At 66.6% G+C, this 23,746-nt stretch carries 20 protein-coding genes and 2 pseudogenes; 10 read left to right on the top strand and 12 right to left on the bottom strand.

The genetic code is table 11. The features are described from left to right. Nucleotides 1-24 precede the first annotated feature (24 nt). Together OG588_RS49310 and OG588_RS49315 are read right to left on the bottom strand one after the other, a co-directional pair. Entirely contained in the window at nucleotides 25-2,493 is a 2,469-nt protein-coding gene (locus OG588_RS49310) for a caspase domain-containing protein (protein WP_405945445.1), read from the bottom strand. Beyond that, nucleotides 2,490-2,891, bottom strand: coding sequence for a hypothetical protein (locus OG588_RS49315; protein WP_405945444.1), 402 nt, complete (start codon nucleotides 2,889-2,891; stop codon nucleotides 2,490-2,492). Before OG588_RS49315 ends, OG588_RS49310 begins: the two co-directional genes overlap by 4 nt. Nucleotides 2,892-3,213: 322 nt before the next feature. Here OG588_RS49315 and OG588_RS49320 point away from each other — a divergent pair, with 322 nt between their 5' ends. Continuing rightward, nucleotides 3,214-4,128, top strand: coding sequence for a hypothetical protein (locus OG588_RS49320; RefSeq protein ID WP_405945443.1), 915 nt, complete (start codon nucleotides 3,214-3,216; stop codon nucleotides 4,126-4,128). 164 nt (nucleotides 4,129-4,292) lie between these two features. On the opposite strand, the gene OG588_RS49325 is transcribed toward OG588_RS49320, so the two are convergent. Then, on the bottom strand, nucleotides 4,293-4,583 hold the full coding sequence (locus tag OG588_RS49325; protein ID WP_405945442.1) for a hypothetical protein: 291 nt from the start codon (nucleotides 4,581-4,583) through the stop codon (nucleotides 4,293-4,295). 324 nt (nucleotides 4,584-4,907) lie between these two features. Here OG588_RS49325 and OG588_RS49330 point away from each other — a divergent pair, with 324 nt between their 5' ends. Continuing rightward, nucleotides 4,908-5,261, top strand: a complete 354-nt coding sequence (locus OG588_RS49330; RefSeq protein WP_405945441.1) for an HNH endonuclease — start codon at nucleotides 4,908-4,910, stop codon at nucleotides 5,259-5,261. Between the two features lie 397 nt (nucleotides 5,262-5,658). On the opposite strand, the gene OG588_RS49335 is transcribed toward OG588_RS49330, so the two are convergent. The 3 genes from OG588_RS49335 to OG588_RS49345 form a co-directional block, all read right to left on the bottom strand. After that, nucleotides 5,659-6,450 carry a replication-relaxation family protein gene (locus OG588_RS49335; RefSeq protein WP_405953026.1) on the bottom strand — a complete coding sequence of 264 codons (792 nt, stop codon included), beginning with the start codon at nucleotides 6,448-6,450 and terminating at the stop codon, nucleotides 5,659-5,661. Further along, a complete protein-coding gene (locus OG588_RS49340; protein ID WP_405945440.1) occupies nucleotides 6,395-7,819 on the bottom strand; it encodes a hypothetical protein in 1,425 nt (474 codons plus the stop codon). Before OG588_RS49340 ends, OG588_RS49335 begins: the two co-directional genes overlap by 56 nt. Nucleotides 7,820-7,903: 84 nt before the next feature. Beyond that, nucleotides 7,904-8,689, bottom strand: a complete 786-nt coding sequence (locus OG588_RS49345) for a hypothetical protein (RefSeq protein WP_405945439.1) — start codon at nucleotides 8,687-8,689, stop codon at nucleotides 7,904-7,906. An 834-nt stretch (nucleotides 8,690-9,523) separates the two neighbouring features. Between OG588_RS49345 and OG588_RS49350 the strand changes: the two genes are divergently transcribed. Beyond that, nucleotides 9,524-10,000, top strand: coding sequence for a hypothetical protein (locus tag OG588_RS49350; protein ID WP_405945438.1), 477 nt, complete (start codon nucleotides 9,524-9,526; stop codon nucleotides 9,998-10,000). 429 nt (nucleotides 10,001-10,429) lie between these two features. After that, entirely contained in the window at nucleotides 10,430-11,266 is an 837-nt protein-coding gene (locus OG588_RS49355; protein ID WP_405945437.1) for a hypothetical protein, read from the top strand. 403 nt (nucleotides 11,267-11,669) lie between these two features. On the opposite strand, the gene OG588_RS49360 is transcribed toward OG588_RS49355, so the two are convergent. Next, the gene (locus OG588_RS49360) at nucleotides 11,670-13,022 is read right to left on the bottom strand and encodes a helix-turn-helix domain-containing protein (protein WP_405945436.1); all 1,353 of its coding nucleotides are present in this window, start codon (nucleotides 13,020-13,022) and stop codon (nucleotides 11,670-11,672) included. Between the two features lie 84 nt (nucleotides 13,023-13,106). Here OG588_RS49360 and OG588_RS49365 point away from each other — a divergent pair, with 84 nt between their 5' ends. Continuing rightward, complete coding sequence (locus tag OG588_RS49365) at nucleotides 13,107-14,090, top strand: hypothetical protein (protein ID WP_405945435.1); 984 nt, start codon at nucleotides 13,107-13,109, stop codon at nucleotides 14,088-14,090. Between the two features lie 67 nt (nucleotides 14,091-14,157). On the opposite strand, the pseudogene OG588_RS49370 reads toward OG588_RS49365, so the two are convergent. Then, nucleotides 14,158-14,996 (bottom strand): annotated as a pseudogene (locus tag OG588_RS49370) (helicase associated domain-containing protein); the annotation flags it as partial. Between the two features lie 367 nt (nucleotides 14,997-15,363). On the opposite strand from OG588_RS49370, the gene OG588_RS49375 reads away from it, so the two are divergent. Further along, nucleotides 15,364-16,833, top strand: a complete 1,470-nt coding sequence (locus OG588_RS49375; protein ID WP_405945434.1) for an SAVED domain-containing protein — start codon at nucleotides 15,364-15,366, stop codon at nucleotides 16,831-16,833. A gap of 15 nt (nucleotides 16,834-16,848) precedes the next feature. Here the strand turns inward: OG588_RS49375 and OG588_RS49380 are convergent, their stop codons facing one another. Together OG588_RS49380 and OG588_RS49385 are read right to left on the bottom strand one after the other, a co-directional pair. Then, entirely contained in the window at nucleotides 16,849-17,220 is a 372-nt protein-coding gene (locus OG588_RS49380) for a hypothetical protein (protein ID WP_405945433.1), read from the bottom strand. A gap of 53 nt (nucleotides 17,221-17,273) precedes the next feature. Then, the gene (locus OG588_RS49385) at nucleotides 17,274-17,933 is read right to left on the bottom strand and encodes a hypothetical protein (RefSeq protein WP_405945432.1); all 660 of its coding nucleotides are present in this window, start codon (nucleotides 17,931-17,933) and stop codon (nucleotides 17,274-17,276) included. A 468-nt stretch (nucleotides 17,934-18,401) separates the two neighbouring features. Between OG588_RS49385 and OG588_RS49390 the strand changes: the two genes are divergently transcribed. Genes OG588_RS49390 through OG588_RS49405 form a run of 4 tightly spaced genes read left to right on the top strand, consistent with a single transcriptional unit; the run spans nucleotide 18,402 to nucleotide 21,707 of the window. Then, a complete protein-coding gene (locus tag OG588_RS49390) occupies nucleotides 18,402-19,379 on the top strand; it encodes an SMODS domain-containing nucleotidyltransferase (protein ID WP_405945431.1) in 978 nt (325 codons plus the stop codon). Then, nucleotides 19,376-19,963, top strand: coding sequence for a hypothetical protein (locus tag OG588_RS49395; RefSeq protein ID WP_405945430.1), 588 nt, complete (start codon nucleotides 19,376-19,378; stop codon nucleotides 19,961-19,963). The genes OG588_RS49390 and OG588_RS49395 overlap by 4 nt, the downstream gene beginning before the upstream one ends. Continuing rightward, nucleotides 19,957-21,234: a HesA/MoeB/ThiF family protein gene (locus OG588_RS49400; RefSeq protein ID WP_405945429.1), complete on the top strand. Its 1,278-nt coding sequence runs from the start codon at nucleotides 19,957-19,959 to the stop codon at nucleotides 21,232-21,234. The genes OG588_RS49395 and OG588_RS49400 overlap by 7 nt, the downstream gene beginning before the upstream one ends. Then, the gene (locus OG588_RS49405) at nucleotides 21,231-21,707 is read left to right on the top strand and encodes a Mov34/MPN/PAD-1 family protein (protein ID WP_405945428.1); all 477 of its coding nucleotides are present in this window, start codon (nucleotides 21,231-21,233) and stop codon (nucleotides 21,705-21,707) included. Before OG588_RS49400 ends, OG588_RS49405 begins: the two co-directional genes overlap by 4 nt. Nucleotides 21,708-21,763: 56 nt before the next feature. Here the strand turns inward: OG588_RS49405 and OG588_RS49410 are convergent. Together OG588_RS49410 and OG588_RS49415 are read right to left on the bottom strand one after the other, a co-directional pair. After that, nucleotides 21,764-22,123 (bottom strand): annotated as a pseudogene (locus OG588_RS49410) (helicase); the annotation flags it as partial. Nucleotides 22,124-22,812: 689 nt separating this feature from the next. After that, on the bottom strand, nucleotides 22,813-23,652 hold the full coding sequence (locus tag OG588_RS49415) for a hypothetical protein (protein ID WP_405945427.1): 840 nt from the start codon (nucleotides 23,650-23,652) through the stop codon (nucleotides 22,813-22,815). Between the last annotated feature and the right edge of the window lie 94 nt (nucleotides 23,653-23,746).

Genomic DNA, 23,746 nt, shown 5'->3' on the forward strand with positions numbered 1-23,746 from the left:
TTTCGGCATCCTGTCTGTACCCGTCTACCTCAGCAGCGCTATCTGCGTGTGCCGCCGACCCGCGTAGCGCGCAAGTGCCTGATCCATGTCCTCGGGCGAAGTCTTGATTCGGTATTTCTCCAGGGTCAGGATGCGTAGTCCTCCGTGACGCCGGCGGAAGGGCAACCACGCCGATCGGGGTATGACAACGCCTGGACGCGGCCACAGGACAAGGGCGTTTTCCTCTGGATTGGAGAGGGTCACGACGCCGACACGATCCATGTCGCCCCATGGAATGTGCAGTCGGGCCCTGCCGAAGGCACTGAGTGTTATCCCTGTTGGGCCGACATGGAAAGACACATGGTGTCTGCCAGTGAGGAAGTAGGCGAGAAGTCCCAAGAAGAAGAGCGGACTCAGCAGCAGTCCGTCGACGACTTGGCCCCAGTCGGCCTTCGAGGGCAGGTGCGTGCTGATCATCGGAGGGGCGACGAAAAGTACCATGCCTATAAAAGCGGAGACTTTCGCTGGCTGGCGACCGCGGAGTGTTACCCCAACCCCGGGAGCTTTCGGTGCTTTGGCTGATATCCGCAGCCATGCTTCGGCAGGCATGGCGAGCTGTTCCTTATCCGCGAACCGCGACAGCGCGGCCTGCAAACTCTGTTGGTGATGCGTCACTTCTGGAAGCAGGCACAGCGTCAGGCATCCAGGCGCCAGCTTCGGGAGCAGCATGTTTGTACGGTCGACTCTCCCCTCCGCACTGGCAGAAGGACGGATCGCCAGCAGCCCAAGGTGCCGGGCGCCGCGCGGCCAGTTCACGATGCCGATTCGCTCGATCTCCGTCCACGCGTATGAGATCTCTAACTCGCCGCGGGTCAGGGTCAAACCAGCTGCTCCGACCACCAGCCTTGCCGGCCGTATGAACCGTGACGTGGCGAACCAGGCCGCAGTAAGGGAGAGCGCAAAGATGACCAGTGGCAGAAGAGCCACCGAGGTCTCAAAGGGCCGGACGAACAAGTGAGGAACTTGCCAACACAGGACCGTCGTGCCGAGCACCCCCACGGTCGCAAGGACGCGGCGGTCAGCGGTGAAGACCCGCTCCGCCTCCGAGATCGAAGTTTGGTGTACAGCGATGTTGGGGCTGGGGGTCCAAGCCGCGCCAGCGTAGGTGGCGAGCGCAGTTTCGACGGCTTCCGGTGTCGTCGCGAGTCTGCGTAGGTCGGCGAAGCGGAGTGTGTCCTCGGTGTCGTCCTGGCGGGGTCCCGGGGTGTTCGGGAGCGCGGTATGCGGGAATACGCCGGGCAGGGAGCGGACCATTAGGTCGTACCGGGGGCCGTGCAGCCGGGTTGCGGGCTTTCGGCGTAGCCAGCATCGGCTGACCCGGTGCCACGGATAGGAGAAGTGCTCGGAGGCCCCGTACCGCACCTCGAGACCGCCCGGTCTCAATACCAGCGAATAGTCAGTCGGGTTCCTTTTTCCAAGAGCCCAGTCCACCGCGATGAAGCTCAGGAATGACAGGCCCGCAACCCAATGGTGAGGGTTCGTCAGATCGAGGTGATCGTTACTTTTATCTTGGGTATCGCCTTTTTGAAGATTCAGCGCGATAGTCACCAGCAGGGTCAGATAGATCGGCAGTCCGATGCCCCACTTGCGCACACGAGCGAAGGTACGGTTCGGCCCGAAACGTATCTCTTCGCCCCTGGTGTCGCGAGAGGCCGTGTCCGTCTGGGCCTCCCCCGTATGGCTCTCGGGCACGGTTCCGACTCGCCTGTCTGCCGCCCGGTTGCGGACCAGCCCCAACCGGGCGTACCCGTCAGAGCCCTGCTGGCGCGGTTCTGGGTAGCCGTTGAGTGCCAAAGCCTTCGACAGGGGACCGTACAACTCGCTGAGCGTCAACAGCTCCGGTCTGCCTGGTAGACCGTCGCGGAGCAGACGGATGAGCTCACCACTGAAGGCGGTGTAGCGCTCGCCGGGAGGAGCGTACGAAGGGAGGTCACGTGCCGAAGACGTCAGAATGTGGGTTCCTCGGATGCGCCACGCCTCACCTGCCGTGGCCCGGATGCCCATCAGCGAGTCCAGCACTTGGCCGCTGTTGCAGCAATCCAGAATCAGCACCTTGTTGGGGCAGGGAGACGTCTCGAAGATTTCCCTCACGGCCTGGAACGGTATGGACGTCCACCGCAGATCACTCTCGTCCGTGTCAGTGAGTGCGAGGTGCAGTTCCGTCAGGTCCTCGTTGAGGACGCCATGCCCGGAAAAGTAGACGAGCAAGGTGTCGGTGGCGGTCATCGCGGCCTCGCGGATTGTGCCGCAGACCGAGCGCGGGTCCGTGGCATCCTGTACCACCGTGCACCGCTGGGGCGAGAAACTGCCGGAGGCGTCGGCGGTCAGCAGCTCCTGCAAGACCTCCAAGTTGTTGCGCACGGCGAGAAGGTCCGGCAATTTGCCGTCGATGTACCGGGACGTCCCAATGAGCACCGCACGGGAGCCTCGCGGGTCCGGTAGTCGGAGAGTCATAGCTGTTGCTGATCACGCAGCGCGGCGTCCAGGAGGGAACGGGCGTCATCGGCGGAGTCTGCGGTGACTTTCACGCTGCGGCCGTCGGGAAGCGAGAGCTCCACCGAGGCCGCCGACCGTCGGGCCCTGAGTAGCGCAGGAAGCGAGCGAATGAGTGCAGTGACGGCGCCGCTGCTCCCGATGGCGATGGCCAGCAGCTCGATGCCCGCCCCCATTTGTCCCTCCGCTGGGGGCTTGGACACCAGACGCACGTGACCACGCAGATCGGGTTCCGCATTTAGCTGGCGGCGCAGCCGGACCAGGTCAGCGCTGCTGATGCTGGCATGATCGGTGTCGCCCTCAAGTAGTTTGAGCGTCACGTCTAGCATGTCGTCCCCCGCCTGTCGGACCTCGATCATGTGCAGGACAGTGTGTAGTACGAGGCCTGAGCTGGCCCAGACCCCTGCCGCTTGATTGGCATTCCAGCTCTGGCCGAACAATCCGGGGCGCGTAGGCTGCCGGGACGTCATGTCGCAGAGGGGCAACGGTGTTGGCCAGCGCGACTCACGAGATCACCCTGTACTTCGAGGCGACCCACGCCATGCCGAGGCTTCCGCGGTGGCATTGGCCGGCCACGTCCCACCAGCACCGACGCACGACCCACCTGTTTCGCTGAGTCGCACAGCGGGCGCCGGTGAAACTCGCAGCGCTTGACGGTCCAGCGGTCTTATCGTTTCGGACATGGATGCAGAGCAGTTGAAAGGTTCATCCCACAGGTGGATGAATGCCGCACTGGCCGCCTTTGTCGAGGGCCCCGAGAGTTACGACTTCGCCGTCCACCACGCTGGAGTCGCTACGGAGCACCTACTCAAGGCATACCTCGCAGGGATGCATCCCGCTCTGATCGTCGACGGCAAGCACTTCGACTCGTTGCTCCATGCCACAGGCCTAGGCTCCCATGCAGGCCCATTGACCAAGATCAAGACCATCGGCCTTGTCGACGCCTACCTGAGGGTGGACAAACTCCTTCCCAAGAAGATTCCGATCAGTAAAGTGGATCTCGAACCCCTCGCGGACGCTCGCAACGGAGTTGCCCACAGTGCGATACACGACTCGGCGCAAGCCGAAGCAGTGTTCACACTCTGTCTGCGCTTGGTTGACCCAGTTCTCGAAGAACTGAAAGTTGATCCGAACAGCTACTGGGGCCCCTACCTGCTCCTGCACGACAAGCTGGTCGAAGAGCAGGTGCGACAGGAACGCGTCGCGGCGGAAGCTCTCCTGATTAAGGCACGTTCATTGTTCGAACAGCGCTTCGGGCACATGTCACGCAAGGAGCACGACGTAGTTCTGGCCGCGATCACCAGTAAGCCGCTGATCACTATGAGCCGGGAAGCCCCGATGGAGTGCCCGGCCTGCGGTTCTCAGGGGTGGGTGGCTGGCGAGGTGGAGGCCGTCCACCTCCACGACGAGGACGGCGGCCTCATGATTTCACAGGAGGAGGTCTTCCTCCACCCCCATAGGTTTCACTGCGCAGCGTGCGACCTCGATGTGGGCACGAAGCTTCTCTCGCACGTGGGCATCGCCTACGGCATCTTCTTGGATGCTGGCCCTGAGGACCACATCGACAACGAACCGCCAGTGGACGAAGACATCTGAGGGCGTTCAGGCCAGCCACTCTCATTCCGCAGGTTCCGTTAGTCGTAGTTACCAATAAACTGTGTGGCGTTTAACTAAGGCAGGGCGCATTGCCAAAGAAAAAGAAGCATGTGCGGCCGTCCAACGAGATCCCTTCCCGCAGCGGGCGCATCACCGCCCAGGAACTAGCGGACATTGGTTGGACGGCAGAGATGATCGCCTACCTGCGCAAGCGGCATCAGCAGCAGCAACCGCAGCCGATGCCGTCCTTCTTGCAGCGCGCCCCACAGGCGTTCGACGCTGCATGGCTCCGCCGAACAGCCACCGAGCCATCCGTGCGGCGCATGGTCGAGGAAGCCACCGCCAGACAGCGCGAACAGCGACGGCGTCAGGCGCAGAAGGACGAACAGCGAAGGGAGGAGCATCGCAGAAGGCAGGGGGAGAAAGCAGCGCGCCAAGCTGTGCAGCAGCCCCAAGCGGTCCGCGTCTACATTCCGCCGCCGGAGGAGCCCCGCGCACGGAAGAAGGAGCCCAAGCCCGCGCTGCCACCACAGCAGGATCGCCCCCGGGAAGACCCTGAACCCGTGCCCAGGCACCTGGCTGCCCCGCATCCGGCACCGGAAGCAAGCGAGACCCGCACACGCACGGAACTGCCCGGCCGTCTACGTGATACCGAGCCAGCATCTGCCTTACCGACTGCGCTCTCCACGCCGCCCCCAGCACCCGCACCTGAGCTTTCTGCGAAGCGAATTGCGACACTGGCTACGGCCAGTGCCACCAGCCGTAACTACCGGGAGCTCGTGAACGCCCTGGACTCCATGGGCAGCGTCAACGCCCGCCGGTCATCGACCATCAACCGGCGCCAGCGCTCGGCGCGGGCACGGGCTGCGGTACTGGCCCGCAGCGGAGGCTTGTGCGAGAACCCTGAGTGCACCTCGCCGGGCTTCCAGGCCGTCACCGATGTCGGGGAGCCCATCCTGGAGGTTGATCACGTGCACGATCTCGAGCTGGACGGCGCAGACCACCCGGTGAACATGGTGGCCCTGTGCCCCAACTGCCACGCCCTCAAGACCCGGGGCATGGATCGTGATGCGCTCCGGGAAGCGCTGGCGCGGGTGGCGCGGGAAAGGCACCTAGCGGCCTGGCAGACCTGAGCCGCCGGTACGTTCAAGGGCACGGAGCGCTATTCCGCAACTACTGATATCCGTCGTCCGGGCGTCCGGCGGAACGCGGGAGCCGCCACGTGGTCGGCAGCGTGGTCGCCCCGACCATGACCCCCACCACGCCTCCGGTCGTGCCGCGTCCAGCCCCGACCACGGCTGGTCAGCGCACCGCTGACGCCCCCAGGGCCGCGTCGCGGCTGGTTGCCTCTCGTATGGCCCCTCTTGGTGCCCCTCGTGTTGCTTCGACCGGTTGGCCGTTGGCGTTCGGACGCATGGCTGACCAGGTCGACAAGGGGCGGATACGCGCCGATGCGGTGGCCAACTACTTCGCTACGCAGGGTCTGCGGGTGCAGTGCAGACCCGTGCCGTCGTCTGCGGCGGCCGTGCGTCAGGTCTGCCGATGCCCGGACTCCGTCCAGCGGACTCGCCGACCGGGTTCATGGACGGGGCGCCACACGGGTGCGGAGGGGCCGTGCTGGAGCAGGTCGGCCAGCGGCGCCACGAGCACCTGGACCTCGTACGGGAAGCGGGCCAGCAGCCCGGCCCCGGCGCGCAGGGCGCTAATCCGGTTCTCGACACCGGCCGGTCCGGTGCCGTCCAGGACGAACAGGACGCGGGGGAAGAGCGGGTAGCGCCGCCGCCACTCCTCAACCGCCGGTTCCTGCAGGGTCGGCCGGCGCCCCGGGACCATGGGCACGTAGCGGTAGAGGCGCTCGTATGCGGTCAGCTTGGCGGCGAGGCGTTCGGGGCCCATGGTGGCCCGGTCGACTTCCACGAACGCCCGCAGCATCGCCCCGCCTGCGCCGTCGACGGGGCCGCGCCGGTAGTACAGGAGCGCGTCGGGGATGACCGCCTCGCCGCTCCCGATCGGATGGTGGACCTCGGGGAGCCAGTCCAACGGCTCGCACACGTCGCCGCGGCGACGGGCGTCCTCGAGGAAGGCGAGCGCGGTCTCGGTCACGGTCAGCGTGTGGCCGGCCTTCAGCCGTACGGTGGTGGGATCGGACACGGTTCTGGAGGGCCGGTGCCCGCGCATCTCGGGCCACTCCGAGGCGAGTTGCACGCCGTACGCGGTCGGGAACCAGACCCGGGTCCGTCCGGCCTGCGGCGTCCCTACGGTGGCGTCAGAGTCTGGCTCTGAAGCGGCTGAACATGTCCGGGATGAACTGGAGTAGAAGATCCTTGGCGTCCTCGGGGCGTTTCAGTTCGTCGTGGCCGAAGCGGAAGACCTCGTATCCCCTGAGCTTGAGATCTCGGTCGGCGGCGACCAGGTCCGCGTATTTGGCCGTGTCGGGGGTACGCCCTTCATCGCGCGTGTAGTGCTGCACTCCGTCGATCTCCAGGACGACACGCTGCCCGAAGGGCAGCAGCAGAAGGAAGTCCATGCGGGACCGGAGCAACGCTTCGGGGCCGCGTTCCTTGACGGTCTTGGGATCCCAGTGCAGCCATACCTCGGGCAGAAGAGCAAGGTCATCCGCGCAGAACGGGCGAGCCGTACGGTAGGCCGTGAAGAGGTTCCTCTGACCAGGTGAGTTGCCCGGCAGGCTTTTGAGGAGACGCTGGTAAAGATCTTCACCGGCGTCGCTCTCGCTGTTGAACCCGTGGGTGTCCTGCCACCAGCGGTGCAGGTCACGCCACCGCAGACCCTCGACAGGGATCTCCCGGTCATAGACAAGGGTGGCACCTGGTCGCCCACCGACGATCTCGATGTCGTTGTCCACCGAGGAATGGAAACGAATGTCCGGTTTCCCTCCCAGGGAAGCGAAAATGATGTTCTTCGGCTTCCGGTTGCTGTGCAGCCGCGTCGGCACCAGGGTGAACAGCGGATAGCCGCCATCGTTGCCGGTCGGCCGTAACTCGATCCCATGGGCGCGGATGTGATCGTTGATCGTGCTGGCTGTCTTCTCCTGCAGGTGCTCGTCCAGGAGAACGTCCGCTGAGACCAGGCCTTCCAGGAAGCGGGCGAACCTGGCGTCCCCTGCCTCGAACGCACCGAGGCTCTCGAAAAGCCGTTCGGCCGACCAGTCCTTCTTATCGCGATTGCGGAAGACGTGCTTTTCGATGAGGTCCTTCAGCGTCACCGGCCGCGTCCCGTTCAGCAGCAGCGCGCTGAGCTCGTCGAAGGAAAGGTCCGGTCCCTCGATCACCCAGAGGCGATCGAGCAGATGCAGGAAGCGGTCATGGTTCTGGGTGAGCTCCGAGAGAGACAGAGAGCGCGCTAGTTCCCGGCGGGCCTTCTTGGGTATGGCGGGTGGTGCGCCCTCCTCCCACAGCAGGTCCTCGAGCTGATGGCGGAGCGGCGGGCGAACAGGGAAGGGGAAGTCCTGCTGCTGCAGGAAGCGTTGGGCCAGTCGTGGCAGTTCCGTGTCGGGTACCTGCTGGAGGCTCAGTTCAACCCGGGTCGGCTTGCTGCCGGCGCTCTGGGGAATCACCGGCATACTCAGTCGCTCGAAGGCCTGACTCAGCACGGTGTGCGTCAGGTCGCTGAGAGGCGCGACGGCGGTGCCGAGCAGTGAGCGAAGCACTGAACGATCGCTGCTGCCAGCCATGGGCAGATGGTCGCAGAGAATGGGGGATTCCGGCAGTAGCCATGTCCAGGTGTTCCAGGGGCTGATCGGCTTCCGCGGCTGGTCTCATGTCAGCGAACCGGTGTCAGTGGCCCGGGTCTCGGCCGCATATTCCCTGACGATCGTTTGGACGAAGTGCTCGATCACCGGTGCGACAGCTTCCCCCGGTGCACCTTCCAGCAGCGCCAACAGGTCCTGGTACAGCTGACGTGCCAGTGTCTCCCTGTCTCGATCGCTGAGGTCTGGACGGCTCACGACCGGTCGCAGCCGTTGAGCGCGGATGATCATGCGTACAAGCGGCAGCAGGCCCGTCGTCTTGCCCATGCGCTTGCCGACAAGGCTCGCCAGTGGCGGGAGAATCCGACCAAGATGGGCCTCTGCGTAGCGAGCGAAGAGGCCGTCCGGGACCGCTTCGCGGCGGGCGAGGTGTACCGCCAGGACCCCCACGCTCGCATCCGCCAGGCGGACTGGAGACCGGCGCACCCAGGGGGCGCTGGGCTTGCTGGTCAGCTTGTCGTCCAGCCCCACGTGCCGGATGAGCGATCCAGCGTTGGCATGCGTGAAGTGGTTCGATGTCGGGGCATAGACCAGGTCGTACAGCTTGGACGCCCCGTCTTCTCCGAGTGTCCGATCGATGTGCTTGGCCATGTCGCGTACGCCGACAGGCCGGCCGGTGGTACCAAGCTTGCTGACCGCGTCCTTCAGGACATCGGGCGGAATCATCCCGTCAAAAAGTGCCATGGCTGCTGCAAGGCCAGTTCGGAGGCTGTCTTCCCTCAGATGGCTCACGGGATCTTCGGCGTAGAGACAGTAGACGCCGAGAATGCACGTCTCCAGAGCGGAGCGTGACATGAGTACGGCGGCTTCACGGTGGCGCCCGCGGGTGAGCCGCCGAGTCTCCCGTTGAAGCCAGAGAGTCCGGAGCATCGCGAGTTGTGCGACATGGAGGCCCGTCGTCTTGTCGTCTTCCGGCCACGATCGACACGTGATCAGAGCCTTCGCGGCTCGCCGCACCCGACGCCGCCGAGGTAGGTCCGGGTAGGGAAGTACGCCGCGCATGGTGAACCATGCGAGCTGTCTCAAGGTTGACGCCATGGGAAAAGCCTGGCAGTTCGTAGTGCGTCGGACACCTGGATTTACAGGGCGCCGGGCCAGCGTTCCGCACGGCTCGCGCCGCGCGGAACGCCAACCAGGTCGCCGGTGGTGCGGCAGCGTGGTCGAAGAGTGGTGCAGCAATGGCTCGCGCGCTCGAAGGATAAAACGCTCTAGGCCGACCACGACTCCCGCCCGCACCGCCCACAGCCCGACTGCGGCGGCTCAGCGCATTGCGCCGCGATCCTGGACTCCCTGATGCCGTGTCGCAGGATGTGGGAGACCTGGGAGACGGAATTGGGACGTGCCGCCATCGCCCGGCACAACTTCCAGTTGGCATGCATTCGGGGGCTGCGGCGGACCCCGTCGACCGAGGTGGAAGAACCGTACGGATGAGCCGAATGAGTGGGTGCGGTCCAACCGGGCCCGCCCGTCCAGCCGTTCATCGGCGGCGGACTCGATATGTGCAGCCTGACGGTCGGCTCAACGCCATCCCTCCCCGTGCTGTGGCTACGGTCACATCACTCAGTGTTGTGCGAGGGCTGGTCGCGGAGGACGGTGGTGACCGGCGCGGGGCCGACAAGAAAGAGCACCATGAGATCGAGCACTGATCGGGTCGCGGAACTCTTCGGCACGGACGAAGTCCGAAGCCTCCTCGCCACCAGCCTCCCTGACTTCAAGTCCTATGCCTTCTCCGAGCTGGCCCGCGCAGCACGCGACCGGCTCGCCGACACCCCGGCCCACAGCTTCGGCATTCTCGCGCGGGAACTGTGTCGCGCCGGCCTGGCCATCCACCACGCCCGCGACACCGGCCAGCATGCAGGAGAAGACGCAGCTCAGCTCGTCACATTCACCCGGACTGGCTGTGACTGGTGGGCAAGCATGGTGGACCACGATGGACCTGCCCTTGTCCGAGCCCACCTCGTCGATCCCTGCGAACAGCTGCTCTGCGCAAGCATCACTGATGAACGCGACGACGGCTACGCGGCGCTGCGCGGACTTGCCACCCGGCTCGGATCTCACAGCGGCTTCACGTCTCGCTGGACGCTGCACATCGACGACGGTGCGTAACACGCACGTCCATGCAGGAAGAGCACGGATCCGCTCGCTTCCCGTACGGTGCGCCGCCTTGCCCGGCGACGCGCGTACGGCTCACGGCAGCAGCTGGCCCCGACCAGATCGCCGACCAGGAAGGCTCGACCGCGGTCACGAAGCGACAACGCAGGTCCTGGTTGCCGCGCAGGCGGCGGTAACTCCACATAGGAGAAGGCGAGTTCACCGCCCGCGCCAACAACATCCTCGTGCGGTCTATCTGACGAGGCGTCCTGTCCGTACGACAGCAGAGGCTCCGGGCTTCCTCGCCTGGGGCCGCTGCATGTCGTCGCCCGGTCAACTCTCAGTAGGCCCTCGGGATGTGGTGTGCTCGGGAGACGGCGTTCACCGTCAGCCGCACAGGAAATCCGCTTCGTAGCGGCGAGGATTGCGGCGTACGGTCGTTTTGTGAAGCAGAAGAAGCCGGTTGCCCCGGCCCCGGATGAGCTCCGGGCAGAGGCGGCCGTCAACGAGATCCTGGGAACGCGGCGGGACGGCCACGACGATCAGACCGAGAACGGCATGGTCGACTTCCTGCTCGAACCCGCCGTCGACGGAGAGGGACCGAAGGTCGCTCTGGAGGTGTCCTCCACGATCGACCCGGACCGCCAGCACCTGTGGGCCGGTTTGAATCGCCAGTACGACCAGCCGGTTCCCGGACTGGACGGCGACTGGATCGTTGAGTTCACCTCCCAGGCCCACCTCAAGAAGATCTCTGCGCCTCTGGCGGCTCTCCTGCTGCGCCAGGAGCAGGCGAACCTGGACACGATCGGCCTGGACGGCTGGGACGACAGCACCCCGGACGATCGGTTGCCCACCTCACAGCACGCGGCCGACCTTCAAGAGCTCGCACAGCTTCAAGTCGTGCGGGCGGTCCGGATCCGCAGTGACAAGGCTTCGGGCCGGATTTTTCCTACCCAGTTGAACTTCTCCGTGGCCAGCAGCACCGTCGACACCATCTCGCCCTACGTCGACGCGTTCCTCGCTTCGAAGGGTAAGAACAAGGTGCAGAAGTTGGCCCGGCACCCCGACCGGGAGGGGCATCTCTTCCTGTGGGCCGATCCCGCCCATATGGACATCACCATGTCGCTGTCCCGAGGGTTCGTGCCCACGGACAGCCCGAACGTTCCGGCAGAGGTGCACACCATCTGGCTCGCCTCGTTCCACGCCAACCAGGCAGTGTTCCGATGGAACCGCTCGGGATGGTCGATTCTCGAAGTGACCGCGTGGAGCGGACAGATGTAGGTCATACCGTTCGTCGACTGCCCACCGCTGCCAGTGGTAGCCCACTACAAGCAACATCGGTCTCCGCGCCTTTCGAGGCGCGGAGACCGATGAGGGGCGGGCGGAGACCGTCTCAGTAGGAGTTCTCCCGCTCGGAGGGCGGTCCGTACTGTTCGAGGAGTCGGGAGGCCGACATCCCCTCTACGCCCCGAGTCCACACCCCACAGTAGGAAGAGAGAAGTGGGTGGGTTGGACAGGTCCCGGGAGGCGGGCGAGGGGACCGGGCGCCGCTGGTGTTGCTCGCGCGCGACGGTGGGGCCGCGTGCGACGGCGGGCAGGCAAGCTGCCCGGGCTGGGACGTGTCGGTCAGCGGATGTGCCCGCCATCCTCCTGCTGTTTGGTCGCTTGCTCGGCAAGAGAGCGGCTACTGCCCAGTCTCCAACCGCTTGCCCTTCTCCAGCAGCTTTGCCGCGCTCACGCGGTCTCCGTCGACAAACGGGTTGACGGAGACATCTAGGCCGAAGAGCGCGTAGATGCAGCGCAGAGCTTCGTAGGCGTCGCGTTCCGGGTCGCCCAGAGCCCTCCAACTGTGGTTCCAGTCATCGCTCGTGGCCATCTCGATATGGCCCACGAACGGGAAGACCGGGTCTTCACCGGACGCGAGCACGCGCCCAGGCGGTCGGGCGAAGTCCGAGGCGACGATCCGGTGCGTCCACACGCCTTCGACCAGCGGCAGAACGTGTCGGTTGATCAGCCGGAAATACTCCAAGGTGACCTCGGTGAGCACGAACACGTTGATCCTGCGCACACCGCTGCCGTCGTTGTAGCGCTCCATCGCCCAACCGAGCATCTCCCCGGTCGCCGACACGGCCCCGGTGACTCCGCCGTCCGACTCGACCTGCAGTCCACGGCGGGGAGCGTCGGTCAGTAGGAGACCACCTTCGCGGGGTGCCGGATGCGTGTATTCCGAGGACCAGTTGAAGGCGTGGGGGCTCCGAAGCGTGTCCTGGTTGCTCAGGATGTCTCGCAGGCCGCCGCCTGCGTACATGCCGGGGACAAGTCCGCGCGGGCGATCGGGGACACTCTGGAAGAAGAGCACCGGCGACTCCTCCAGCCCGAGGGCGGCGCGCAGGATCTCCCGAGCCTTCACGCGGTCGGCAGCCGGTTCGGGCGCCGGCACGGTGGTATCGGCCGCGCGCCGCGCACGCAGGCCGTCGTTCAGGAGCCGGTAGACCTCGTCTTGGGGGAGGAAGGCTGTGGTGTCGCCGTTGCGGATCGGGATGGTCCAGCTGTTCTTGATGAATTGCCCGTTGTCGGTGATGCCTCGGGTGACCATCGCCCACCGGTCTGATTCGGGCAGCGGCGGTACCTCGATCACGAAGTAGTGTCCGGATGTCTCCGGGGCGTTCTCGGGGTGGTCGTACCAGAAGAATTTGACCTTGATCAGCGGGCGCACGTACTCCGTGAGGATGTCCTTGTAGGAGTCGGTGTTCACCAGCTTCTTGTCGAAGGGCGTCGCCTTCTCCGCCACCTCGTAGAGCTCGTTCGGACGTTTCTTCGCCTTGAACCCGCACACGAGCAGGCCACCGCCTGCGTTCGCGAAGGCGGCGACGTCCTTCGCCAACTCGAACTTGCCCTTATCCGTGCTCAGGTCGTACGGCCCGTTGGGCGAGACGCTCTTGAAATCGACCCATTCGCTCTCCGGCGTGCCGTTGATCTCGCCCGGCTGTTGCGCGGCGAGATAGGAGACGAGTTGGACCATGCTGTCGGCGGCCATGCCGATGGACCCTACGCGCTTGTGGACGCAGGTGGAGGCGGATATTCACGGTAGACCGTCCCTCGACGGTCTACCGTTCCCCAGATGAACGACAGGCACGGGCCGCAGATCACTGGGGACGCTGTTCCTGGCGCGTCGCCACTCACCTCTGACGACGTCTCCGAACTTGTCCCGCTTCTCCTTGCCGAGGTGAAGCGGGCTTTCGCCAGCTCCCGTTGGGCGCTGATCAACTCCAGCACCGAACGGGTCAAGTGGCTGGTGTATGCCGGGGCAGCGCTGAGCCACTGCTGCCGGTTGCTGGCTGAGATGGAGAGGGCGGGCCGGGCTGATCAGGAGATGGCGGTGCGACTTCTGGGGCGGGCACATCTGGAGGCCTGGGTGGTGTGCCTGTACATCCAATTCGGCGAGTACCCGGCCCTGGAACGGCTCGGCCAGGCCGAGCTGCGCCATCTGAACGGACTCCAGCAGGAGGCCGACGCCATCGATGCCATGCTGGCGGCCGATCGCAAGGAGGCCCGGAGACGGCGGAAGAAGGTGGAGAAGGCGAACACCGGCATAGCTCGGTGGAACGCGGCCAACCCCGCCGAAGTGGCCAAGCCGTTGCGCGAGTTGCCGCATGTGCCGCAACTGAAGCCGATCGGCATCGACCTCAGCGAGGCGATCGCGGAGTTCGGATCTTTGATGGCCCAGGAGCTGACGGTTTCCGAGATGGTGGACACTCTCACCAAGTGGGGGCCGACACACGGCTTCGCCACGGAGAGCTTTCGCACCCTCTACTTCTACTACCGCCTGCTGTCCGGACTCGGCACTCACGCCACCATGACCGTTCTCGACCAGTACGTGCCCACCCGACCGAGCGACTCGTTCGTCAGGGTGAGGGCGGCCCCAAGCCTTGGGACGGCGGCCGACCAACTGCGGTGCACCGCGTTGTATGCGACCGCCTATGCGACGGGATACGTACTCAGTGCGCAGGGGTGCGATACACCCATCGCCGACCGGATCGAGGCCACGCTCTACCCCGACCCTGCTGGCCGTTCCGCGTGGTCCCCCGGGACTAAGTCCGTCTAGAAAACGGCCGCCACGGCCGTCGGCACAACGGTCGTGGCGCACCTCGTGCCGGATTCGGACGTGACCATCATGAACCCACGCCCGGTACAACCGGCTTCGCCCAGGGTACTCCCAGCTCCGCGAGGGTGGCGTGTTGTTCTGCGATGAGTTTGTCTCGCCTGGCACGCGTGTTGGAGATCCATACGCCCAGTTTCACGGTCACGGGCTCGGTCTCGCTGTCGGCCGTGATCTGTTCGCTGTGTCCGCGGGGTACGGGCCGGTGAGCGCCTTCTCGTTCCACCCACTGTGCGAGGGCCGCCAGGCCTCGCTGGAACGCCTGTTCCGCCTTGCGCGGACCCTTCGCCGTACGTTTCGCCGCTGGGGCGGGAAAGGGTGTCTGAAGTGGTTGTATGCCCAGCTGGGACAGCCGCTCCTGCTGCTCGGTGGACAGCTGCGCCCAGGTGCCCGGATTCTTCTGCTGTTTGAGCCACTTGCCGATGTCATCGCCGTCCATCAGCACGCCGGGTGCGATGTCGGGGAGGGGGCCGTCGGCGTCGACCAGGTCGGCGAGCACCCGGCAGTGCCGCTGCCAGTCGAGCGGCCACGGGCAGTCCCAGTCCGGGTCGATCGCGTTCAACTGCGCCGCGCGTTCCGCCGCCCGCTCCGGGTCCTTGCCCAGGCCGTTCTTCTGGCCCTTGCGACGGAGGTTGGCCATGTGCTGCCCGACCGGCACCATCGCGTCGCCCCAGACCGCGTCCTGCCGGGGTGCGAGGTGTCCGGTGGACCGCCGGTAGGAGCGGAGCGCGGCGAGCTTGTTCTCCCACGCCTCCTCACCGGGCTCCCACACCATCCCGGCCTCGGGGGGTCCAGGAGCTCCTTGCGCCGTTCCTCCAGCTCCCCGGCGCGCAGCGCCTTCCGTTGCTGGTGTGTCACGACCAGCAGTATGCGAGGCCTGTGTGAGCTACTTGAGAGCCCTTGGTCTGCGGCATCTCGACTAGAGCCGGAAAACTTTCTGGAACCTCTGACCTGCTACTTCTCTGATTGAAGGCTCTCTGATCTGGTACGCAGCAACTCAGTCCGGACACACATCAACTGCTCTCGGACGCGGTATGAAGCAGCGGCCGGGGAGGGTTTTCGGGGGGCCTTTGCTATGCCGGTGGGGGGCGAGAGCCTATGCGCCGCCCTGCGACCGGTAGGTGTGAGAGCTTTCGGCTCGGCCCTGTTTGCGGCGATGATCTGCTGAGCGTGCCGATGGCCGCGTGTGTGGTGCCCCGACGCCTGGGAGATTGTTTCCGTGCCTGACCTACCCGCCCCGAGCTCGACGGGCGTCCGTATTGCAGGGGACCGCTACCAGTGGCTGGTCGCCTGGCAGGGGTGTGTCGCCGCAGTACGCGATGCGGCGCTGCGCGCGCCCAACCCGGTGGTGGCGGTCGGCGTCGAGGTCGACGATGCGGGCAACTTGGACGACGTCGTCTTGTACCGGCAGGCACCACCGCACACCTACATGCAGGTCAAGTACGCGGCGGACGGCTCCACCCCGGTCAACGAGGACTATCTGCTCAAGCCGAGTGATCGCGGTGGCCCGTCGATCCTGCGGAAGATGGCGCAGGCCTGGCAGCAGCTCACCAAGGACGGTGCACCGGTCGATCTCGCGTTGCTGAGCAACCGGTCCCCGGACGCGGAGGATCCGCTGGTCTCGCTGAGGGACTCCCGCACCCAGCTGCTGGTGCCGAAGGCGGCCCAGCAGGGCCCGAAGTCGAAGAAGGGGCAGGCACGGACGCGGTGGGCCGACGGCGCCGGGCTGAGCGAGGAGATGCTGCTGGACCTGCTTCGAGTGTTGCGCTTCGATCTGGCACGGGACGTGATGCATCTTCATGAGCACCTGCAGATGCTGATGTTCGCAGCCGGCCTGCGGTTCGATGAGGAGGCCATGCATGCCGGCGCCGACTGGGTCGCCCGCCAAGTCGCCGACGGGCAGCGCCGGTTGTCCCTGGCGGACATCCGGGAGGCGATCCAGGCTCTGCGGCTTGCGGCGGGTTCGTCACGTGCGGTGGTGTCCATCGCCACCCTGAAGCCGGACCCGATGGCCGAGGACGCCGACTACGCGGTGGACTGGGCGGAGCGCTTTGAAGGCGCCTCGGCCTATCTGAAGAGGCGCCCGCTGGCCCCGGCAACCTGGGCTCAGCTGCAGGAGGACATCGAAGCCGCACCGTATCGGATGCCGCCCGGCACCACCGCGGTTGCCGTCACCGGCAGCCTGCGTCTGGCACCCGCGTTTGTGGTCGGTGCGGCCTTCCGCATGGTGACCGGCGCCGACCTGGCCGTGGTCCAGCGCGGCCAGTTGTGGTCATCGGCCGAGCCCTACGAGACCCCGCTGCCGCCGGCCGTCGACGAGCACACCCTCGATCTCGGGCCCGACCTCGCTGTCGCCATCGCGGTCGCCACCGACCCGGCGCAGGATGTGCTGGATTTCCTGACTGAGCAGCAGATCCCTGTCTCCCGGCTGCTGGTGCTGCGCCCGCCCGGTGGGGCCAAGGACAACTCCATCCCGGATGCCGCAACGGCCAATGCCCTCGCCGTCGGCATCCGGGAACACCTCCGCCGTGCCTGCCGCGCTCACCCCGCGATCCACCTCTTCCAGGCCGGCCCCATGGGCCTGTCCCTGCTGCTGGGCAACCGGTGGAACCGGCTGCGCCCGACCACCGTGTACGAAGACGTCAACGCGCATCAGGTGTACGAGAAGGCGTTCGTCATCGACGCATGACGGCCCGGTAGACCACTACGATCCCGCTGCCGAAGGCGGGGCCGTGCCCTGTGCCAGCCGCAGGTCGTGGTGGATCAGAGATATCCGGTCGCGGGCCGTCAGCCAGCCCAGCGCGACAGCGATCGGCAGCGGGCCGTGGAAGAACAGCAGCCCCTCCACCGCGGTGGTGCCGCCGAGCAGCTGTGCCCACTCCTGCCGCGCAGCCTGCCAGCACTCCCAGACGTACGTGGTCACCGCGGCGTAGACACCGGGATCTTCGGGCACGTACGCGTTGCCGGTGTCGATGACGAGATAGGCGCCGCACGGGCCGTCCGTGCTGCCCGGGCCCGCGGGCGGGAGGCGGTAGCCGGTGTGGTGCCCCGGCCCGTAGGAATCCTGCCCGGTCATCGCCACATGGCGTGCGTCATCAACCATGGAGCCGGCCGACGCCAGACGCACGATCAGCGCGATCCGGTGACGCTGCTGTCCGGCTGCTGTGCAGGGATCTCCACCAGTTGCGGACGGCCGCGTGTGGGGGCCGCCAGAAGCCCGGTCACCTGCGACCGCTGCTGGTCAGTGAGCGCAGTACGCAGCGAGCTGCCGAGGTCGACTCCCGGGACCACGGAGCGCCCGGCCTGCTGAGACAGATGCATCACGGCCAGCGACAGCTGTGCATCGTCGGCCAGGCGCCGGCCCAGAAGGAAGCCGTCCTGCAGATGAGCGAGCACGTACAGCGCGACCTCGGGCTCCGCTCTGTCGGCCGTTCGCAGCTCCTCAATCTGCGCGTCGATGAGTCTGGCCACGAAGTCGGCGACATCCGAACGGCCTTGCACAGAGCGCTCGCCGGGCCACAGGACCGCGCGATCGATGACCAGTGTCGTGCTGTGCGCGGTGCGGGAAGCGGTCTTGAGCGCCACTACCCGCGAGGCCTGGGTGCGGTCCGCCGGGTACAGGCTGACCACCACGCCGAGCCCACGGGGACGCTGCAGCACCCATCCCGCCAGTACCAGGACGAGGGCGCCGGCGAAGACCGCGACAAACACCCACTGCCGCCTGGTCCACTGCTCCAGGATGCTCGGTACGACACCGAGCGCGACGGCCGTGGAGGCCGCCATCAGCACCGTGCCGCCGCCTTCCCGGGAGAGCAGCAGCCGCCTCAGCTGCCCATACCACCTCACATGTGCCTCCGCCCTCCGGTCGAAGTTTCCTCTGCAGTGTCCCGCTGTACGCCTGCAGACGCCGAGGATGCCAGGAGCGATCTTTCCTCTGGCCGTCCACCACGTCCTTCTGCCGTCGGCCGAAGCCCGCTTTGAGCCCTATAGACACTGGCCCGGACCAGGCGGCTCCCCAGCGTGAGGCAGCAGCCCCTGAAGGCGCCTCCCACCTGTACAAAGCGCGCCGATCCGATGCGCAGGAACATCGCCGCAAATGATCAGCTAGTCCTGGTGCAGGAGGGTTTGTCAGTGGCGGGTCTTACTGTGGTAAACGAGCAGCCACCGATGCCTGTTTGCGGCCGCCGCACCCCACCCGGGAGCCAGCGGCCACGGCGTGCACCCGGGCTGAACGACGCGCCCGAGGAGGCACACCGCATGGGGATCGACGAGGCATTCGACGCACTGCAGAAGGCCGTCAACGAGGACATCGACAAGACCGGACTGGCTCGCGAGCGCCGGGACCTCTTCAAGACCGCCCTGCTGAGCGAGCCCGATGTCCTGGACACCTTCGGCTCGGGCTCCCTGAGCCGCAGCACGCAGCTCAAGCCCATCCACGACGTCGACATCATCGCTGTCTACGACCAGGCTGAACAGCCCGAGTGGGGGAGCGAGGGCTCAAGCGCAGAGGATGCTCTCAAGCACGTCCGCACCCGAGTAAACCGACTGCTGAGCCAGAGCGACGGCACTCACGCCAACGAGGTCCGGCATACCCTCCTGCGTAACCATGCGGTCAAGTGCTTCCTTGACGATCCCGAGGATCCCGATGCCTTCACGGTCGACGTGATGCCCGCACTGCGCCAGCCCGACGACACGCTGCTCATTCCCGAGAAGCTCAGCACTCGTTGGGTGCCCGCCAATCCGGAGTACCTCATCGAGCAGGTCGCCGATCACCAGCGTGACTGGTCGCACTTCCGCCCTCTGGTGAGGGTCCTCAAACAATGGCGGCTCGACGCCCCGGTCGAGGGAGGCATCAAGTCCCTCGTCATGGAAGTCCTCGCCCTCAACTGCATGCCCAGGACCGGCAACCGGCCCCAGGCGCTCAGGACCTTCTTCACCGCGGCTGCGGTCCGCGTCAACGAGGGTGTCTGGGACCCGGCCGGCCTGTGCGGGGAGATCCAGCCGGACCTGGACCGTACGGGCCTGTCCGCCGCGTTCACCAACGCGGCGGACATCGCCGAGCGGGCCTGCGCGGCCGCGACCGAGGGCGACACCGACGACGCGCTGCGACTGTGGCAGGAGATCTTCGGAGACGACTTCCCGGCATCCGCTGCACCGGCCAAGCCTGCCTCGCTGATCACCGGGACCCCCGCGCTCATCACCCGGCGGCCCATCAAGGACGCACCCCAGGGATGACCACCGCACACACGCCCAACGACCGCATGCCCACCACCTGGTGGGCATGCGAACCGCGCAGGCTGCGCCGCGACCACGAGGAGATCACCGCTCAGTTCTCCGGCCTCGTCTGGAACGACGACGGGGCCGGAAGCTGGGAGGGCAGGTTGCCCCGCTGGCCCTTCGACCGGCCTGAGCCCGAGCATCTCACCGCCTGGATCGGCGACGAAGGACTCCTGCTGCGTCTGGAATACAGCCAGGCCTACCCCATGGTGGCGCCCCGGCTCGTCCCCGTGGACCCGCTGCCCGAACCGTACGAGTGGACCCAGACCCGCTGGCACGTCAACGGCGACGCCGCCCTGTGCCTCCTGCGCGAGGACACCCTGTGGACGGGCCGCGACTCGGTCGTTGACCTGCTTCTCAAGGCAGCGGGCTGGCGAGTCGAGTACGCCCTCATGAAGCGCAGCGTGATCGAGCGGATGACCGACAACGGCATCGTCGACGACGACCGCTTCGACCACTTCCTCACGAGGCCTCCGAGCCCGCACGACAACACCGAGCACAGCGATCACGACACGGGCGGACAGGACGATCCAGCGTGCTGATCCTCATCCCGCAGGCTGCCGCGACCATCATGCGTTGCTCCGGGCCGTGGGGTCGGCTGTCCCTGCGCATCAACCATCCCGAACGCTTCGCTGTCGTGCGCGGTCTCTCCGAACGCGGCGAAGGCATTCTTCCGGTGGAACCGCCGCCCGAGCAGCGCCTGCTCGGCAGCTATCCGGCCGTTTCCACTGGCTGGTGGTGCCGCGTCCATGCGGACCTCCACCTGGTCTGGCTTGCCTTGCGTGCCAGACGCGGCATGCTCATGAAGCTCGACGCCTTCAGGGCAGCCGTGCCCAACGGCTACAAGGCGCCCGGAGATCCTGGTTACTGGGCCATCACCCATGCCCCGGGCCTGAAGGACGCCTATCCCGAACACGATCTGCCGGATCTCGTCGCCTGGCACGTCACCCGTGAAGGCGCCCAGCCGATCTCCGTGTCGGTCGAGCCCGACGTCCTCGGGATCCGCCAGCTTGAGGACCATTGGCCCGTCCAAGAGCTACAGAGCACGCGGATCATGCTGATCGGAGCGGGAAGCATCGGCTCGGCCACCGCGCACGCACTCGCCGGCTACGGTGTCGGCCATCTCACCCTCATCGACCCAGATCGGCTCGACTGGCACAACCTCGTCCGGCACACCAGTGCCCGCCGGCACATCGGCCGATTCAAGGTCACCACCCTGGCCGAGGAACTCGCCTCGCTGCGGCCCGACACCGCCGTCACCTCGCTGCCCCTGAACGTCATCGAGCACGCCGACCGCATCCGGGCCCTCCTCGCGGACACCCACCTCGTCGTATGCACGGCAGACGGGGTGGCCCCGCGCCGTGTCACCGGTCACCTGGCCCGTCGTGCTGGCCTCACCGCAGTGCTCGCATGCGTTCTGCAGGACGGTGCCCTCGGCGAGATCCTGCGACTGCGCCCCTGGCCCCGGCACGGCTGCCTCACCTGCTGGCGCCAGAGCCTCGCCGAGGCAGGCGGCCTCGACCCCGAGCCCGCCCTGGACGCCGGGTACGGCACCGGCACCCGCCACCGGCCGATGAGCGCCGTCGGCTCCGACCTTCACCTGGTCGCGCAGCTCGCCGCCAAAACCGCCGTCGCCACCGTCCTCGAACGTGCCGGACACCCCGACCAGCGACTGCCGGGAGAACACGCCCTGCTTGGCCTGCGCCGCCAGCCAGACTGGGCCCCGCCCTTCGACCTCGGCCACAGCGCCGAACTGCGCTGGCTCCCCGCCACACCACCGAGATCCGGCTGCCCCACCTGCGAAGCACCATGACCCAGCAGCCCGTCACCACCGTGCACCTCACCGCTCCGGCCGCCCGGGTCATCACCACCGAACTGCGCACGGCTGACCACACCACAGAGACCGGAGGCATCCTGCTGGGACACCACACTCACGACACCGTCACTGTCCACCACGCTGGAACCCCCGGCCCCGCCGCCGTGCGCACCCCCACCTACTTCCTCCGCGACCTGGCACACGCCCAGGCACTGGCCGACGAGGCGTTCGCGAGCGACGGCAGCATCTGGGTCGGCGAGTGGCACACCCACCCCACCAGCCGCCCCACCCCCAGCGCTCGCGACGCCGCCACGTACAGGCAACTTCTCGACGACCCGGAACTGGGCTTCCGCAGCGTCATCGCGGTGATTTTCACGCCCCACGAGGGCCGTTGGGAGGGCGCGGCCTGGGCATGCCGCCTCGGCAGCATTGCGCCGGTAGAACTGCGGCTCTCCCGCCCTGCCGGATGAATCTAGGACGACGAGGAGGACTGACTCACGCCGCGTCAGCGTGGCGGGCCAGCCTGACCGAGGAGATGAGCAGACCTCACGGCCTCCACGCCCCGCTCGCGGTGATGTCGACGCCTTCTCCGAGCACGCGAACGCTCGCGAGGAACGCGCGGTGGACCCGGCGGCCGGCCGCGTCGATGCCGTTGGCGACTGCCGCAGCACCTCGCGCCGTTCGGACACGAGGTGGTCGCCGCACAGCCACGCCGACCACCCCCGGTCCGGCGGACGTGGCGGCCAGCCTCCAGTTCGTAGAACTCCGCGTCGATCGACGACGCGGGGAGCCGGTCCGCGGCCGCCAGGTCGTCGTCGCAGGCGTCGTTGAGGTACAGCTCTGCGGCCGTCTCCGGCATCTTCTCCGCGAAAGCTGCCGCCTCCTCGGCTGACGCGACCTCCTGGCCTTCGGCCTTCGCCTGCACCAGCTCCCGCACCTTCTCCGCGATGGCGAGGGTGCTCGTGGCCCGCCCCACTCAATCGAGTCAAAATTCGCCGCAACGCCCGTCCGCCCCGGCTCACTGCCTAGCGTCAGGCCGGGATCAACCAGGTCGGCAGGGCTCTGGGGAGAGCGCTGCTTGAGCCGTTACTCGAACGAATGGACCCGACTGCGATGGCGACAACATTAGGCATGACAGCTGCACCGGAACTGGCAGTGCTGCGGGCTCTGGAGCGAGCGGGAAACCGGATGTCCCCACGCTCCGAGCGGGCCAGACTCAAAGGTGTCCCGCCGTGGGAGATCTACATCCACCTGCCAGCCGACCCTAGCCGCCTCGACGACCTGCTCACCGGTGCCTGGGATCTACCCGCAGTAGCGGGATTTTCGGAAGATCTCATCTCTGCTCTGGACTCCTACACCCGAACTCTGCTGGTCTCCGGCCACGCATTCGACCGAGACGATTTGCAGCGAGTCCTGGCACGCCTCTGATAGCGCTAGTCGGGCAGGTCGACGATGAGACGTTGGACCGGTTCGAGACTCTTCTTCACGAGCCCAGCGCATCCTCCTGAGCAACCCGTGTGGAGCCGGCGCAGAGCAGTGGTCTTCCGGGAAGAGCCTCCCGGAAGACCGCCTGTGCTAGTGATCGTCTTCGCATGGGTAGTGTCCCCACTGCAGGGAACCATGGGTGCGGTCGATCACAATCTCCCCGTGGTTGAGGGTGTATGGGGTTGTTGCCATCTCCGGATCGGCCTTGATGATCGCGAGAGCGGACCCAGCGACGTTCATGTCGATGACGCCCTCGGCGCCCAGAAGCATCTGGTCGAGGTACGCGGCGTAGTGCCGGGCCGCGCCCGGGCGCCGGTCCAGAGCGAAGCGGGCCGCACGGAGTTCTGGTTCGGTGAGTTCACCGGCTTCGCGGCGGCGCTGGCAACCGCGGCATAGATGGATCAGATGCCAGGGGTTGGGGGCTTCCGGCTGCAGGCCGGTCTTACGGAGGAACGCCGGGGGCTTCGTCGCGGCGGGGTCTTCCAGGGCGACGATGTCGTGGGGCTGCGGGAGCTGCCGGGTCGGGTGGGACATTGAGCACTCCGGGCTGAGCGCGAACAGGAGCCTTCGGGTGGCGTCGGACATGCGGGGCGGCGCACCCTGGTCGGCAAGTGCCTCCTCTTCGTACTTGGCCTGGTGCCAGAGCCGTTCGAACCGACGGAGGGTCTTCTCGATACCGGTCGCTTGGCTGATCCCCACACCCCAGTCGCGGACCCACAACGTCAACCGGCCGACGATGGCCATCGTCAGACGCTGTTCGGGCACCTTGGCCAGGCGGAACGCGTTGTGGACGCTAGTGGGGCTCTTGGCGACCGCCTCGGCCAGCTCCCGGACACTGAGCAGCCCGGCCCGGCGATGCAGGGTGTGCAGCTCCTGGTTGAGGTCTCGACGAGCACCGGGTGGCAGGTCCGGCCGTTCGATGACTCCCATATGGCTCTTGCCCTTCTCTCATGCGGATTCGTCGTATCAGCGGGCAGCGGGGTTACGTCATCCAGCGCGAGCGATTCGACGTCGGCGCCATTCG

The organism is Streptomyces prunicolor (assembly GCF_045162825.1).
Lineage (GTDB): Bacteria > Actinomycetota > Actinomycetes > Streptomycetales > Streptomycetaceae > Streptomyces > Streptomyces prunicolor.

Coding starts and splice junctions, on each gene's coding strand:
- OG588_RS49310 (WP_405945445.1), bottom strand. CDS start 2,493: ATGACTCTCCGACTACCGGACCCGCGAGGCTCCCGTGCGGTGCTCATT.
- OG588_RS49315 (WP_405945444.1), bottom strand. CDS start 2,891: ATGATCGAGGTCCGACAGGCGGGGGACGACATGCTAGACGTGACGCTC.
- OG588_RS49320 (WP_405945443.1), top strand. CDS start 3,214: ATGGATGCAGAGCAGTTGAAAGGTTCATCCCACAGGTGGATGAATGCC.
- OG588_RS49340 (WP_405945440.1), bottom strand. CDS start 7,819: ATGGCTGGCAGCAGCGATCGTTCAGTGCTTCGCTCACTGCTCGGCACC.
- OG588_RS49345 (WP_405945439.1), bottom strand. CDS start 8,689: ATGTCACGCTCCGCTCTGGAGACGTGCATTCTCGGCGTCTACTGTCTC.
- OG588_RS49350 (WP_405945438.1), top strand. CDS start 9,524: ATGAGATCGAGCACTGATCGGGTCGCGGAACTCTTCGGCACGGACGAA.
- OG588_RS49360 (WP_405945436.1), bottom strand. CDS start 13,022: ATGGCCGCCGACAGCATGGTCCAACTCGTCTCCTATCTCGCCGCGCAA.
- OG588_RS49365 (WP_405945435.1), top strand. CDS start 13,107: ATGAACGACAGGCACGGGCCGCAGATCACTGGGGACGCTGTTCCTGGC.
- OG588_RS49380 (WP_405945433.1), bottom strand. CDS start 17,220: ATGACCGGGCAGGATTCCTACGGGCCGGGGCACCACACCGGCTACCGC.
- OG588_RS49390 (WP_405945431.1), top strand. CDS start 18,402: ATGGGGATCGACGAGGCATTCGACGCACTGCAGAAGGCCGTCAACGAG.
- OG588_RS49395 (WP_405945430.1), top strand. CDS start 19,376: ATGACCACCGCACACACGCCCAACGACCGCATGCCCACCACCTGGTGG.
- OG588_RS49405 (WP_405945428.1), top strand. CDS start 21,231: ATGACCCAGCAGCCCGTCACCACCGTGCACCTCACCGCTCCGGCCGCC.
- OG588_RS49415 (WP_405945427.1), bottom strand. CDS start 23,652: ATGGGAGTCATCGAACGGCCGGACCTGCCACCCGGTGCTCGTCGAGAC.